At 39.6% G+C, this 13,989-nt stretch carries 12 protein-coding genes; 6 read left to right on the top strand and 6 right to left on the bottom strand.

Annotated elements, in window-relative coordinates:
* Positions 1-153: 153 nt before the first annotated feature.
* The 4 genes from ACKTS5_RS11495 to ACKTS5_RS11480 form a co-directional block, all read right to left on the bottom strand.
* Positions 154-870 carry a YebC/PmpR family DNA-binding transcriptional regulator gene (locus tag ACKTS5_RS11495; protein ID WP_408044016.1) on the bottom strand — a complete coding sequence of 239 codons (717 nt, stop codon included), beginning with the start codon at positions 868-870 and terminating at the stop codon, positions 154-156.
* A gap of 59 nt (positions 871-929) precedes the next feature.
* A complete protein-coding gene (locus ACKTS5_RS11490; protein WP_408044015.1) occupies positions 930-2,927 on the bottom strand; it encodes a DUF3352 domain-containing protein in 1,998 nt (665 codons plus the stop codon).
* A gap of 24 nt (positions 2,928-2,951) precedes the next feature.
* The gene (locus tag ACKTS5_RS11485) at positions 2,952-4,580 is read right to left on the bottom strand and encodes an acyl-CoA carboxylase subunit beta (protein ID WP_408044014.1); all 1,629 of its coding nucleotides are present in this window, start codon (positions 4,578-4,580) and stop codon (positions 2,952-2,954) included.
* An 82-nt stretch (positions 4,581-4,662) separates the two neighbouring features.
* Positions 4,663-6,144, bottom strand: a complete 1,482-nt coding sequence (locus ACKTS5_RS11480; RefSeq protein ID WP_408044013.1) for a helix-turn-helix domain-containing protein — start codon at positions 6,142-6,144, stop codon at positions 4,663-4,665.
* Positions 6,145-6,271: 127 nt separating this feature from the next.
* On the opposite strand from ACKTS5_RS11480, the gene aceB reads away from it, so the two are divergent.
* Both aceB and aceA read left to right on the top strand, forming a co-directional pair.
* Positions 6,272-7,867 carry a malate synthase A gene (gene aceB / locus ACKTS5_RS11475; protein WP_408044012.1) on the top strand — a complete coding sequence of 532 codons (1,596 nt, stop codon included), beginning with the start codon at positions 6,272-6,274 and terminating at the stop codon, positions 7,865-7,867.
* 86 nt (positions 7,868-7,953) lie between these two features.
* Entirely contained in the window at positions 7,954-9,231 is a 1,278-nt protein-coding gene (gene aceA / locus ACKTS5_RS11470; protein WP_408044011.1) for an isocitrate lyase, read from the top strand.
* An 86-nt stretch (positions 9,232-9,317) separates the two neighbouring features.
* Here aceA and ACKTS5_RS11465 read toward each other — a convergent pair whose 3' ends face one another.
* Positions 9,318-10,268: a bifunctional helix-turn-helix transcriptional regulator/GNAT family N-acetyltransferase gene (locus tag ACKTS5_RS11465; RefSeq protein WP_408044010.1), complete on the bottom strand. Its 951-nt coding sequence runs from the start codon at positions 10,266-10,268 to the stop codon at positions 9,318-9,320.
* Positions 10,269-10,425: 157 nt separating this feature from the next.
* Between ACKTS5_RS11465 and ACKTS5_RS11460 the strand changes: the two genes are divergently transcribed.
* The 4 genes from ACKTS5_RS11460 to ACKTS5_RS11445 all read left to right on the top strand — a co-directional run bounded on the left by ACKTS5_RS11460 (position 10,426) and on the right by ACKTS5_RS11445 (position 12,891).
* Positions 10,426-10,782 carry a DoxX family protein gene (locus ACKTS5_RS11460; protein ID WP_408044009.1) on the top strand — a complete coding sequence of 119 codons (357 nt, stop codon included), beginning with the start codon at positions 10,426-10,428 and terminating at the stop codon, positions 10,780-10,782.
* A gap of 34 nt (positions 10,783-10,816) precedes the next feature.
* Positions 10,817-11,362, top strand: a complete 546-nt coding sequence (locus ACKTS5_RS11455; protein ID WP_408044008.1) for an NADPH-dependent FMN reductase — start codon at positions 10,817-10,819, stop codon at positions 11,360-11,362.
* Positions 11,363-11,512: 150 nt separating this feature from the next.
* Positions 11,513-11,950, top strand: a complete 438-nt coding sequence (locus ACKTS5_RS11450; RefSeq protein ID WP_408044007.1) for a MarR family winged helix-turn-helix transcriptional regulator — start codon at positions 11,513-11,515, stop codon at positions 11,948-11,950.
* Positions 11,951-12,024: 74 nt separating this feature from the next.
* Positions 12,025-12,891 carry a pirin family protein gene (locus tag ACKTS5_RS11445; RefSeq protein WP_408044006.1) on the top strand — a complete coding sequence of 289 codons (867 nt, stop codon included), beginning with the start codon at positions 12,025-12,027 and terminating at the stop codon, positions 12,889-12,891.
* 73 nt (positions 12,892-12,964) lie between these two features.
* Here the strand turns inward: ACKTS5_RS11445 and ACKTS5_RS11440 are convergent, their stop codons facing one another.
* Positions 12,965-13,813 (bottom strand): hypothetical protein, encoded by an 849-nt coding sequence (locus ACKTS5_RS11440; RefSeq protein WP_408044005.1) that lies wholly within the window; start codon positions 13,811-13,813, stop codon positions 12,965-12,967.
* Positions 13,814-13,989: the final 176 nt, after the last annotated feature.

The following is a 13,989-nucleotide window of genomic DNA, read 5'->3' as shown; positions in this document are numbered from 1 at the left end:
CCTGCGGCATCAATTACCAGGATGTTCATTGATCTTCGAAATAGTAGGTGTTTTGTAGTCACAACTGCTTCATTCGTTGAAAAAAAATCAATAAAAAAAAATACTCCCGCAAGCATACTTACGGGAGCAGTTGTAAACCTTGGATTTAGGTTTTTATAATTCCATGGAGTGATATACGGTGTTTACATCGTCATCCTCTTCTAATTTGTCGAGTAATTTCTCTACTTCTTCTTGTTGTTCAGCAGTTAATTTGGTGGTAGTGGTAGGGATACGTTCAAATTCAGACGATAAGATTTCGTAATTATTTTCTTCTAAATATTTCTGAATGGCTCCAAACTGCCCGAAAGGAGCGTAGAGTACTATACCATCTTCATCCTTAAATACTTCTTCAACCTCAAATTCGATCATCTCTAATTCAAACTCTTCTAAGTCACCAGTTACAGAAGCTTCGTTGATACGGAAGTTTACGGTGTGGTCAAACATAAAAGCAACAGATCCGGAAGTACCGAGGTTACCGTTACATTTATTAAATGCGGCACGTACATTGGCTACTGTACGGTTGTTGTTGTTGGTAGCTGTTTCAACTAAAACGGCTACTCCATGAGGTGCATAGCCTTCAAATAATACCTCCTTATAATTTTCTGTATTCTTGTCAGACGCTTTTTTTATAGCGCGGGCAATGTTGTCTTTAGGCATATTGGCAGCCTTCGCATTTTGAATGACTACACGCAAACGAGAGTTAGTTTCTGGATTCGGACCCCCTTCTTTTACTGCCATGACGATATCTTTACCGATACGTGTAAAAGTTTTGGCCATCGCAGCCCAACGCTTCATTTTTCTTGCTTTCCTAAATTCAAATGCTCTTCCCATTTCTAAATAATTATGTTTTAGTGCCTGCAAATGTAATTATTGCAGGAAAATTTTACAATTTAAAATCGTTTTTTGAATAAGAGGTCTTCATCCTCTTTGCTGTAAGCTTTCCAAGTTCCTGATAATTCGCCATTTTTGAATTTTCCACTTAACTTCAAATGACCATTTCGGTAGTATTCCTTGTAATCTCCATGCTTTAAACCGTTTTTCAGTTCTACTTCGATATGAGTACTACCGTCATCGTATTTTTTGATGAATTCACGGGCACTCAAATCATTTGGAAAAATTTCAGGCAGGATAAACTTTTGTTCTGCTACTATAATCTGAGTACTGTCAGCCTGTGTGTCTAGCTGTGTTCTCAATTGCTTTTTCTGAGCCTTATCAATAGCTAATTGTGAGTTCACCTCGGCTGGTGCTTCAAACGAAGCTGTGAGGTAGTTTTCAAAATAACTCCCTTTTGATACGAGTTGTAATCCTATCTGAGAAAATGAAATCACGTCGTTTTTGTTTTTGGCTATGGACCTGCGCGTTTTGCGATCGGCATAACCAATTAAGTCCTCATAAGCATAAGGCGTATTGATATAAGCAAACAAACTCGTCTCTTCGTCAAATTGATCGTTAAAGTCTCTAAAGCGCTCGTAGGTAGCCAAGGTATAGCCCATCAATTGGGTATTCACCATTTCTTTTAAGGTGTTTGGGCTATTGCTAAATACTACGCAATCGTCAATAAATGTAAAGTAGGGTTTTTCCATTTTGGAAAATAAATCGGCCGCGAAAAGCTTAAAAAATCCTTTGAGGTCTAAAAAGTTGATTGGATAACCTTTGTAATTGATTTTTTTAAACTTTAAAGGTGTGTTTTCGGCAATTTTATCCACTATAAATTGCATTTGCTTTTTAGCGGCAACGATGTCTTTGGTGTGCAATACTACGGCCATATCGGTATTCTTTTTAGAAATACCATCATTGATGTGGAGTAGGGCAACCTCGTTACCTACCCAGCTAAATACTTGCTCTTTTAAATTTATTTCTAATCGATCTTCTATGGCTTTTACTTGCTCGTTGTAACTCGTAAAACTTTCCGGGTCCTCTTCTTTGATCGCTTCGAAGTTTTCTAAAAATTCATCAAAGGACTCAAAGGCAAAACTCAAGTACAACGCCGTGTTTCGCGGTGCTATTTTTGCAATACTGCGTTTTCCTGTTCCCGATTTTTGCAGGGCTCTTAGGTAGCTTTCTGTGGTTAAATCAAGGTTGGTAAACCCTTCAGCTTGTAAAATGGCTCCTTCTTTTAATCCGACGCTAAAACCTGAAAACAACCATGATTTTTCAATGGTTTGTAAGGTGCTGGCCGGTAGTTTCTTAGTAAAACAAGCCAAGTATTTCGGTAAGTACTTGTACTGAACAAACAATTTGAAAAACCCGTCGTTGGGGGTCTCTTTGTAAATCTCTGTAAAATTCAGGTCCCTACCAATAGTTGGACTTTGGTATTGATCAATTGATTTTTCAACGAGGACATGTGTAAATGAGGCGATCAGTTGGTTTTTGATAAAGGACAGGTACAACGTTTCACGAGTGGCTTTGTTGTACAATTCCGTAATATCGTGTTCCTTGTATACGCGGTTCGTCACCTTGAAATTGTCACCAGCTAACTGTCCAATGGCACTTCGTAAGAAACTCAGTTTGGAGAATTTTTGTAGGTCTACGGTATAAAAAAGGCCGTAACTCTGCGGTTTGTAAACGTGTACAGAAATTAATAAATCGCGTTCACCGATAAGTTTAATGATATCTTCTTGAGATTTAAACGTCTTGTCGAGATTGCTCAAGTTTTCAGTAACTTCTTTTAAACTCGGGTTACTCGATAGCTGTTTCCAAATTGGGCTTACGCTAATTTCATCCCAAGTGTCAATCGGGCGTTCCGTGTCAATGACAAATACGGCATCGTCAGGAATTAAGTACAGTGGATTGATGTTGTCACTAGGGGCTATGGTGAAAATATAGGCTTGGTAGCCCAAAAAAAGGGCTACCAAAATACCAATACCTATAAATAACTTCTTTTTCATGATAGGAATACTAATATTGTATAATTATACTTGAATAACTCCTAAATTGAATGGTTTTTCGATCGGGGCATGATCCGCAGCTTCAATTCCCATAGAGATCCATTTTCTGGTGTCTAGTGGATTGATAACGGCATCCGTCCAAATGCGAGCCGCTGCGTAGTACGGTGAAATTTGCTCATCGTAGCGCGACTTAATTTTGTCGAATAACTCTTGTTCTTTTTCTGGAGTAATTTCTTCTCCTTTTTTCTTGAGAGCTGCTGTTTCTATTTGTAGTAATACTTTGGCGGCAGAGGCTCCACTCATTACTGCCAATTCAGCACTAGGCCAGGCAGCTATTAAACGAGGATCATACGCTTTTCCACACATGGCGTAGTTTCCTGCCCCGTAAGAATTACCGATAACTATCGTGAATTTTGGCACGACTGAATTACTTACAGCGTTTACCATTTTAGCTCCGTCTTTAATAATCCCTCCGTGTTCTGATTTACTTCCTACCATAAACCCGGTTACGTCTTGTAAAAAGACTAATGGAATTTTTTTCTGGTTACAGTTGGCGATAAATCGCGTTGCTTTGTCTGCCGAATCGTTATAGATAACTCCTCCAAACTGCATTTCTCCCTTTTTGGTTTTAACCAGTTTTCGTTGATTGGCTACAATACCAACTGCCCAACCGTCAATGCGAGCATATCCTGTAATAATTGATTGGCCATAGCCTTCTTTGTATTGTTCAAAGTCAGAATTGTCTACCAATCGCTTGATGATTTCTAACATATCGTATTGCTCGTGGCGAGCTTTCGGAAGAATTCCAAAAATATCTTCTTGGTTTTCTTTTGGGAGTTGTGCTTCTTTACGGTTAAAACCAGCCTTGTCGTAATCGCCAATCTTATCCATAATGTTTTTGATGGTGGTCAAAGCATCTTTGTCGTCTTTGGCCTTGTAGTCAGTAACTCCTGAGATTTCACAGTGAGTGGTAGCACCTCCCAAGGTTTCGTTATCGATGGTTTCGCCAATTGCGGCTTTTACTAAATAACTACCCGCTAAAAAGATACTTCCTGTTTTATCTACGATCAACGCTTCATCACTCATGATCGGAAGGTAAGCTCCTCCGGCAACACAGCTACCCATAACGGCTGCAATCTGGGTTATCCCCATGCTGCTCATAACCGCGTTGTTTCTAAAAATTCGTCCAAAGTGTTCTTTGTCCGGAAAAATTTCATCTTGCATAGGGAGGTATACTCCTGCAGAATCTACCAAGTAAATGATAGGTAGTCTGTTTTCCATGGCTATTTCTTGGGCGCGTAAATTCTTTTTTCCTGTAATCGGAAACCATGCTCCGGCTTTTACGGTAGCGTCATTGGCAACTACGATACACTGTTTTCCTTGTACGTATCCCATTTTTACGACCACACCTCCTGAAGGACATCCTCCGTGTTCTTCATACATTCCTTCACCGGCAAAAGCACCAATTTCGATAGCATCACGATCGTCATCTAATAAGAAATCGATACGCTCACGAGCAGTCATCTTTCCTTTCTCGTGTAATTTGTCGATGCGTTTTTGTCCACCTCCAAGGTGCACTTTTTTTAATTTTCTTCTTAAATCGGATGCTAAAAGTCTATTGTGGTCTTCGTTTTTATTAAAGGTAAGGTCCATTTATAATTTATATAGTTATAGTTGTTTGTAAACGTGTGCTAAAATAATAAAATCATTCCTACGGGTCAATCGGTTTATCATATTAACTGTAGGTAGTAAGTATGTGATTTACGGTAGCGTCTATTGTTTCGAAATTCTGTTGTTTTTCTAAGCGCCAGGGTTCGGCCATACGTTCGTCACAGGCTGCAATAGCACAGGATTCGCAGGTAATTCCGACTTTACGGGTTTCAATGTTAGCATCCTTGACAAATTTGATCTTTCTTTTTAGATGCGAGGAGAGTAACATTCCTATAGAAACACTGCGATTGACATTTTTACGAAAAGGATCGGATGTGGCAGATGCCAATACTAAATATTCGTTGTCCGAATCGTCATACGATGAAATTTGAATACCGAACGAACTGTCGATAGCGTTGGCTTCAAGGCTTTTGACAGAGTTAATAGAAACCCAGCGCCTGCAATAGTGTTCGTTGTTTCTATTGGCATGTGGTGACTGTTGCTGCGTAATGTGAAGCTCTTTAGTAAGCTTGTACTTCGGCGAATGTTCCTTGTGGGTGAACCTTAAAAAGAAAAGGTTCTTTATGTGGAAATGACTGGGAAGTACATTTGTTAAACGTTGGTAGAAAGATTCTGCAGAACAATTAAATTGGTTCATGATAGCCAGAAATTCTCCTTCATCCCAAGCTTCTTTACCAAAAAAGGTAGTGAGCGATTGTATGAGCTGCTTTTCTGGAATTAACAAGGCTCCAGCAAAATAAGAAGCTATAAAATTGTTTAATACCTGATCGAAACTTTCAAACTTTACCCAGGGAAAGGTGTAAAGTCTGTTGGAAATTTTTAAGTAATTATAGGCAATTTCCTTCGCATAGATAAATGCGCGTTGCGCTTCCGATACCTCTTCACTCACCAACAAGATGTTTTTGTTCGGGATGTATACGTTTCGCAATTCAGCGAGTGTGTCGTATTTAGAGAGCTCTTCATTGTCGATGTGATAACCAAATTCTTCTCGCAAAATTTCTTCGAGCTCCAAGGCCTTTATAGGAGCGTTGAGGTCGATGTGATAGGCTTTAGCAAACGCCAGTACTTGCTGTTCTATGTCTTCAAAATAGTTGTTGTGTGCTTCCTGGTAAGAACGCAATGCCGCTAAAAAAAAACTCTCTCTCGTTAAATTGTAGTTCTGTGCGATTTTTATAATGGTACTGATAAAGGCATTTACCTTTGCCGGAGCATTGGCAATAATGTCTATCAAGTTCTTCTCTTGAATTCCGAAAAGTTCTAGGGGAATCTCTTTTAAAATTTTAGATTTTAAAATTTCACCGATAGGAGCGAGGTTATTGTCTAGTTTTAAAGAAACTAAATGATCATAAGGGACCTCTAGGTGTTCCGATAACAGCGCAATTTTATCCGGTTTAGGATATTTTTTTCCTTTTTCTATTTCATTTAAATACGATTTTGAGAGGCCGGTGAGCTTTCCCAATCCGAAAAGTGATAATTTTTTTTCGGTCCTGATTTGTTTCAGTTTTAAACCGAAAATCAGCCGTATATACTCGTCTTCTATATGCATAGAACCAAAGGTACTATAAATAAGCGAACTAACAAATTTTGCAAACTTTGTAAATTTAGCGAACGTTCGCTTGTGGAGTTCAAAAAATAGTTATATCATTGTAGTGTCATTAAAAAATCTAATTCTCATGAATACTGAAATGCTAACCAAGGAAGTGCGTTTAATGGGTTTTAATCCAGAGGCTTATAGTGCGGTATTAACAGATGCTGCTCTCGAATTTTTAGTTGCTTTACACCGAAAGTTTAACGCCAAGAGATTGGAGCTTTTGGAAGAGCGAACGATTTACCAGGCGTATTTTGATGCCGGAAATTTTCCAAATTTCCCCAAAGAAACGCTGGCCATTAGGGAAGGAGATTGGACTTGTGCTCCATTGCCCAAAGATTTGTTGGATAGGCGCGTAGAAATTACCGGGCCTGTTGACAGAAAAATGATCATCAATGCGCTTAATTCTGGAGCCAAGACTTTTATGGCAGACCTAGAAGATAGCAATTCGCCTACCGTAGCCAATATTTTAGGAGGACAGCAAAATTTAATGGACGCTGTTAGGAATACCATCAGCTTTTATGACGAACGCAAACAGAAACGTTACGATCTAAATGAAAAGACTGCGGTCTTATTAGTACGACCTCGCGGTTTGCATTTGGACGAAAAACATATACTAGTTGACAACGAAGTAATGAGTGGTTCTTTGGTAGATTTTGGTCTGTATTTCTTTCACAATATCGAGGCTTTGTTAGAACGTGGCTCGGCGTGTTACTTTTACCTGCCTAAGCTCGAACATTACCTCGAGGCACGTTGGTGGAATGAAGTGTTTGTTTTCGCCCAAGACTATTTGAACATCGCACAAAAGACAATCAAGGCAACGGTGTTGATTGAAACCATAACGGCGAGTTTTCAGCTCGATGAAATCATCTATGAACTGCGCGACCACATGGCTGGGTTGAATTGTGGACGTTGGGATTATATTTTCTCATACATCAAGAAGTTTAGAAATCACAAAAACTTTTTGGTACCCGATCGGGCGCAAGTGACCATGCAAACACCCTTTATGAATGCCTATTCGTTGCGAGTAATTCAGCGTTGTCACAAACGAGGTGTCCACGCGATGGGAGGGATGGCAGCTCAGATTCCGGTTAAAAATGACGAAGCAGCAAATGCGAAAGCTTTTGCTAAAGTGAGGGCAGATAAAGAGCAAGAAGTAACCAACGGTCATGACGGTACTTGGGTAGCGCACCCTGGCTTGGTGTCAATTGCGATGGAGGTCTTTGACAAAGGCATGCCTGAAGCCAATCAAATTGACAGAAAACGCGCCGAATTGGAGATTACTGAGGAAGCTTTAGTCGCTTTACCTAAAGGCAGTATCACCGAGCGAGGTGTACGTGAAAATATCAACGTCGGAATTTTGTATGTCGAAAGTTGGCTACGGGGTCATGGAGCTGCAGCCATTTACAACCTGATGGAAGATGCTGCGACTGCCGAGATTTCGAGAACACAACTTTGGCAATGGAGAAAAGAAGGAGTACAGCTCGACAATGGTCGTTGGTTTGATACCGAACTCTATCGCGAATACAAGCGAGAAGAAGTGCATAAAATCACTCAACTGTTAGGAAAAGAAGCCTATGATAAAGGACGATTTAAAGAGGCAGAAGTACTGTTTGATAGCTTGGTGTTACAAGATGAGTTCCAGGAGTTTTTAACCCTGGGAGCCTATCAAAAAATTTAATAAAAAAAAGCCCTGAAATGCGGCAACATTTTAGGGCAACGTATCAATTATAAAAAATCAATAACGTTTTAAAGAACCGCAAAATTATGGAAACTCAGCAAAGAATTCAAGAGTTAATTACAGAATGGACTACGAACCCTAGATGGAAGGGAATAGAAAGACCTTATACCGCAGAAGAAGTGGTGAAGTTGCAAGGTCAGTATAAAATAGAATACAGCATTGCAAAATTAGGAGCAGAGAAATTGTGGAAAAAATTGAATTCTCAAGATTGGGTGGCTGGTTTAGGAGCCCTGACAGGAAACCAAGCAGTTCAAGAGGTCGAAGCAGGCTTAGAAGCTATTTACCTCAGTGGTTGGCAGGTGGCAGCCGATGCTAATATTGCTGGCGAAATGTATCCAGATCAGTCCTTGTATCCAGCAAACAGTGTGCCCATGGTAGTGCAACGCATTAACAATGCACTTTTGCGTCGCGATCAAATTCAGTCGGTAAACGGAGCGGAACAACCCATCGACTATTTGGTGCCGATAGTTGCCGATGCAGAAGCTGGATTTGGAGGGAATTTGAACGCCTTTGAATTGATGAAAGGGATGATTGCTGCTGGAGCATCTGGGGTGCATTTTGAAGATCAGTTGAGTTCAGCAAAAAAATGTGGTCACCTCGGAGGAAAAGTACTCGTTCCTACCCAAGAAGCCATAAATAAACTGGTCGCGGCTCGTTTGGCTGCTGATGTAATGGGAGTGCCGACCTTATTAATTGCTCGTACTGATGCTGATGCTGCCAATTTATTAACCAGCGATATCGATGCTCGCGATCACGAGTTTATTACCGGTGAACGAACTTCGGAAGGGTTTTATCATGTAAACAACGGATTACAGCAAGGAATTGCAAGAGGTTTGAGCTATGCACCCTATGCCGATTTAATTTGGATGGAAACATCAACACCCGATTTGGAACAGGCGCGTTTGTTTGCAGAAGCGATACACGCAAAGTATCCAGGAAAACTATTGGCTTACAACTGCTCGCCATCTTTTAACTGGGCTGCGAAATTGTCTGTTCAAGAGATGGAAGTTTTTAGAGAAGAGCTAGCAGCGATGGGCTACCGTTTCCAATTCATTACTTTGGCCGGATTCCACGCGTTGAACACATCGATGTTTGAATTGTCAAAAGCCTATAAAGAAAGAGGTATGGCGGGATATTCAGAATTACAAGAACGAGAATTTGCGCTACAGCAAAAAGGATTTAACGCTGTAAAACATCAAGGATTTGTAGGAACTACTTATTTTGATGCCATTCAAAATACTGTGACTGCAGGAGCGTCGAGCACGGTAGCGATGAAAGATTCTACTGAAGTTGCACAATTTTAATAGTTATAGGCATATAGAATTTATTCGTGAGAAGTAAGTTTTATATTTTGAAGTTGAACTCCACTACACAGTAGTGGAGTTTTTTGCTATAGCGCTAATTCCATTTTGATGTCAGACCGTTGGTAAGGGCTATTCGCTTCAACTGGGATTTCGACAAATCCGTACTTTTTATAGATGTAAATGGCGTTTTCCAGGGTTCTATTCGAATATAAAATTAACTTTTCCAATCCTTGATCACGGGCGAAGTCGATACAGTGCTGCATGAGCTGTTGACCAATTTTGTGACCTCTATGCTTTGGAGAAACGGCCATTTTGCTCAATTCCATTTCCTCCCCACGAGGCATTAGTGCGACCGTGCCAACGATGGTACCCTCTAGCTGCGCAAAGAAAATACTTCCACCTTGATCCAAAATGTATTTTTGTGGATTACTCAATACTTCTTCATCGTAGGGCTCTACATAAAAGAAACTGCGTAACCATTCGATATTGAGTTCGTAAAAGGCAGGTGCATACGCAGCTTCGTAGTTGCGTATTTGCAAAGGTGAAATTGCTGTATTCATAGTAAGATGTGTTATTATTGCGGTGCTAAAATCCATGCGATTGAATTTCTGCTCCAATTGATTCATGTGGTCTATAAGTGAATGTGAGTTCATAGTGGTATAGTCGATGATTACTTGTTCTATACCCTCCCAAATAGGACTAATTTGAGTAACCAATTGCTCTCCTTTTTCTGATAGGTACACGATTTTTCTTCGTTTGTCTTTAGGATCTTCTGCAATGGCTATCAGTCCTCTCTTTTCTAATTTATTTAAAGTTTGAGTGGTTGCGGGTTGTGACGTTTTTAGGCTTTTTCTTATTTCTGAGTTGGTCACGCCCTTTTTGTTCTTTATAATTTTAAAGGTAGGAAAGAGATAGGGGTCAAAATCGATGTTAAAATGATCGTAAACCACTTGGGTTTCTCGCATCATGTACTCACTCATACGCTTCAGTCTTGAGCCCATGCCTAATTCGCCAATACCTTTTAATCCATCATTCATAATTATTAATATATGTATTTATATAAGTACTTATGCAAATATAAAAAGTTATTTTAAAAGGATCCTCATTAAATGCAAATTAAATATTTTCCATGAATTTATTTTCCATGGTAAATAAATTTGTGTATCTTTGTAAAGAATTTAATCAAGAACAATTATGAAAACCAACAAAATCATTTTTTACGTTACCACAGGATTGTTAACTGTGTTGATGTTATTTTCAGCAAACATGTATTTTTTTAATCATGAAGGAGTGTCGCAAATGTTTGCAAAATTTGGATATCCATCATACATTATTTACCCTTACGGAATAGCTAAAATTTTAGGACTAGTGGCACTGTGGTTTTTTAGAGGGAAGTGGCTGAACGAATGGGCCTATGCCGGATTCTTTTTTGCCTTCATTTTAGCCTTCTTTGCGCATTTTATGATTGGTGATAACGAGCAATGGGCAGCCTTAGTTGCATTGATTCTTCTCATCGGTTCTTACATCACAAGTAAAAAATTACAAGCCTAATAGTTCATAACAAAATATAAAATAGGACATACAGATGAAAAAAATTTTAGCATTTGGAGCGAGTACAAGCAGTACCTCTATCAACAAACAATTAGCCGGCTATGCCGCGAGTCAGTTAGCAGGAGTAGCTTATGAAGTCATCGATTTAAACGATTTTGAAGTTCCCGTATATAGTGAAGATTTGGAAAAGCGAGAAGCGTATCCGGCAGGAGCAGAAGCTTTTAACAAAGAGTTGGATAAGTACGATGGATTTATCGTGTCGTTGGCGGAACACAACGGTTCGTATACTGCAGCCTTTAAAAATTTATTTGATTGGGCATCTCGAAAAGATCGCATGGTGTTTAGAAACAAACCGACGTTGGTGTTAGCAACTTCACCAGGAGCGAGAGGTGGAGCTACGGTATTAGCTGCCGGAACGGCGACTTTTCCGCATTTGGGAGCCAAAATAGTAGGATCGTATTCACTGCCTTCTTTTTACGATAATTTCAAGGATGGGGAACTAGTTGAGCTTTCTAAAAAGGACGACTTGCAAAAGTTAGTTTCGGAGTTGGAGTCAGCAATTTTAAGTGAAGTCGAGTAAGGCCCTCAATTAGATTGCGACCACTATGAAGTGCGAATTCGTCGAATATTAAAAGGTTTACTTAGGAAGTATAAGCAGACTTTGTATTTTTGTGAACTTTTAGAGAAAAATAGGGAAAAGCAATAACAAACAATGGTTAAGATTTAATGTATGGGAGATATTTCAAAAGATATTAATTCAACCTTTCCAAATAACAGAGTGAAAGCGTTTATCAATATAAAATACACAGCAAATTGGATTAGTAGTAGGGAGAATGAGTTTTTTAAAACCTATGGTATTTCTCCGCAGCAATACAATATATTGCGTATACTGAGGGGAGCAAAACAGCCTATTAAGGTGCAGGTGATTAAAGATCGCATGGTCGAACGCGCTCCGAATGCTACTCGTTTAATGGATAAGTTGTGCGATAAATCGTATATTGAACGCATCCGCTGTGATCACGATAGACGTGTAGTGTTTATCAATATTACAGACAAAGGGTTGGAGCTCCTAGCTACCATTGATGACAAACTCCATTTTGATTTTATCGATAATTTAACTGAAGAAGAAGCGGAGACGCTGAGTAATTTACTCGATAAAATCAGATAATTAGAGGGGCCCGAGACAAAGGGCTTTTTATTAACTATATTATTTTCCTAGGAAAATAATGCAATTAAATCATTATGCAAACATTAAAGAGTATACAACAAATAGCAACGAGTCCATTAGTGTCTATGGGGGAGGTGCGTTTACGTCAACCGGTACCTAGTGAAAACATCCCAATGGTCGATCCATTTTTGCTATTGCATCATTACGGGCCATATGCCATTAACCCTTTTAACAATCCTTTCGATCTAGGGCCGCATCCACACCGTGGGTTTGAACCGATTACCTTATTACTTAAAGGAGAACAGTTACATCGGGATTCGTTAGGGAATGAAATGCTCGTTAAAGCAGGAGATGTTCAATGGACAACCGCGGGTAGGGGCATAGTACATGCCGAAGGACCGTCGAAAGAGTTTGTGGAAAAAGGAGGGGAGTTGGAAGGAATTCAGCTCTGGTTAAACTTACCAGCAGTAAAGAAGATGATGCCTGCAAAGTACCAGTTTTTGAAGAAAGAGTTGATTCCACTCGTTTTCAATGATGATAAGTCAATTGAATTGCGTGTAATTGCAGGGGAACAAAAGGGGGTGCAAGGTCCTATTACCACTCAGACAGCAGTGAATGTTTTTTTAGGGTACGCTTCTAGTGGAACCATGACAATTGATATCCCTCAAAGCCATCAGTCTTTGGTATATGTATTGGAAGGAGAGGTCAAGGTACACGACAGTACTGTACTCAAAAAAGGCGCGCATCAGTTGGCGACTTTTGATACTGATGGAAATGCCATTGGATTGGAAGCAACGGAGAATAGTGTGTTTCTAGTGTTATCCGGAGCTCCAATTAATGAAAAGGTGGCGTCATGGGGACCTTATGTGATGAATTCTCAGACGGAAATTATGGAAGCTTTACGCGATTACCAGCAAGGAAAGATGGGCTTTTTGTATTAGGCCCATTTCAGGGATTTTAATAAATAAAGACTATTGAGGCACAGTGAGATCACTGTGCCTTTTTGTAATTGTATTATGGCACTCCTGCTTGTAGTTCAAAAAACCAACGGTTTTGTAATGCTGACTGTTCCTGTTTGCTAAGCGAAAGCGCTGCTATAAGTCCATTAAATTGGGGATGTGGATATTTGGTTAAGGCCAACCATATGAATTCTCGATACTGATGCTTGGTGGATGTAAATTGCTCTATTCGATTTGTAAAGAGTTGTCGTGTTTGCTCATTGGGATATTGGGCTAGTGAAGCGTATAAGCGTCTTAACATTATGGGATTAACCTGTTTGTCTGGGGTTGATTGTTCGTTGTAAAGGTCGATAATCAAGGGGTATAATTCAGGAGAGGGAAAATTAATGGTAGCGGAGAGTCCAGTAATACGTTGTTCAAAATTGGAACTTTGTAGTGAGTTTTTAATTAAATACACGTCGGTTGCTTTGCGAAATTTGGCCAAGCCGATAAGTGCGCTTGGGTATCCTTCCAAGCTCAAAGCTCTAATTTTGGAGTAGTGTGTAGGCTTTGGAGTGCGCGTAGCAAGTAAGTTCTTTTTGTAGTCGTTACGAATGGCATCGTCAAAGAGTACGATACTGTCAATAGTTTCTTGTTGCGGCTTAGATAAACTAGCGAACGAAAAGGAAGCTGCTCGGAAGAGCATATAGTCACTGACCTGTACTTTTTCTAAGAGGCAACCATGGTCAATAGTGACTTTTGAAGTATCCTTAAGGTGTGATTTGACAATCTCAAATATCCCTTCGTATTTTTTGTTTTTTAGTAATGTATAGGCATAACAGCGGACTGTGGAGTTGGGGTGATTGGTAAGTGCTAAGAGTTCAGTGGAATTGGCAATTTTTTTAATGTTGTGAAGTATTGCCATTGTTTCGGGTTGTTGACCCTCCCATAGACTATAATATCGTTAGCAGCGATGTGATCCGCTAATTTTTGCGTTTGTTTTTGAATGGAAGGATGCGCCCTATAAAAAGCAGTGAATTGCATATTTTTTAAAGAGATCAAACTAAGTCCAAAAACTAACATTAAAGCGATACTGCCATA

Source organism: Tenacibaculum litopenaei, from assembly GCF_964514025.1.
Classification (GTDB): Bacteria; Bacteroidota; Bacteroidia; order Flavobacteriales; family Flavobacteriaceae; genus Polaribacter; species Polaribacter litopenaei.
Note: the sequence above shows the minus strand (reverse complement) of the source record. Positions and strands in the feature narration are given on the sequence as shown.

Bases quoted from the DNA above. Each gene is read 5' to 3' on its own strand.
- ACKTS5_RS11495 (WP_408044016.1), bottom strand. From the start codon at position 870: ATGGGAAGAGCATTTGAATTTAGGAAAGCAAGAAAAATGAAGCGTTGG.
- ACKTS5_RS11490 (WP_408044015.1), bottom strand. From the start codon at position 2,927: ATGAAAAAGAAGTTATTTATAGGTATTGGTATTTTGGTAGCCCTTTTT.
- ACKTS5_RS11485 (WP_408044014.1), bottom strand. From the start codon at position 4,580: ATGGACCTTACCTTTAATAAAAACGAAGACCACAATAGACTTTTAGCA.
- ACKTS5_RS11480 (WP_408044013.1), bottom strand. From the start codon at position 6,144: ATGCATATAGAAGACGAGTATATACGGCTGATTTTCGGTTTAAAACTG.
- aceB (WP_408044012.1), top strand. From the start codon at position 6,272: ATGAATACTGAAATGCTAACCAAGGAAGTGCGTTTAATGGGTTTTAAT.
- aceA (WP_408044011.1), top strand. From the start codon at position 7,954: ATGGAAACTCAGCAAAGAATTCAAGAGTTAATTACAGAATGGACTACG.
- ACKTS5_RS11465 (WP_408044010.1), bottom strand. From the start codon at position 10,268: ATGAATGATGGATTAAAAGGTATTGGCGAATTAGGCATGGGCTCAAGA.
- ACKTS5_RS11460 (WP_408044009.1), top strand. From the start codon at position 10,426: ATGAAAACCAACAAAATCATTTTTTACGTTACCACAGGATTGTTAACT.
- ACKTS5_RS11455 (WP_408044008.1), top strand. From the start codon at position 10,817: ATGAAAAAAATTTTAGCATTTGGAGCGAGTACAAGCAGTACCTCTATC.
- ACKTS5_RS11450 (WP_408044007.1), top strand. From the start codon at position 11,513: ATGGGAGATATTTCAAAAGATATTAATTCAACCTTTCCAAATAACAGA.
- ACKTS5_RS11445 (WP_408044006.1), top strand. From the start codon at position 12,025: ATGCAAACATTAAAGAGTATACAACAAATAGCAACGAGTCCATTAGTG.
- ACKTS5_RS11440 (WP_408044005.1), bottom strand. From the start codon at position 13,813: ATGGCAATACTTCACAACATTAAAAAAATTGCCAATTCCACTGAACTC.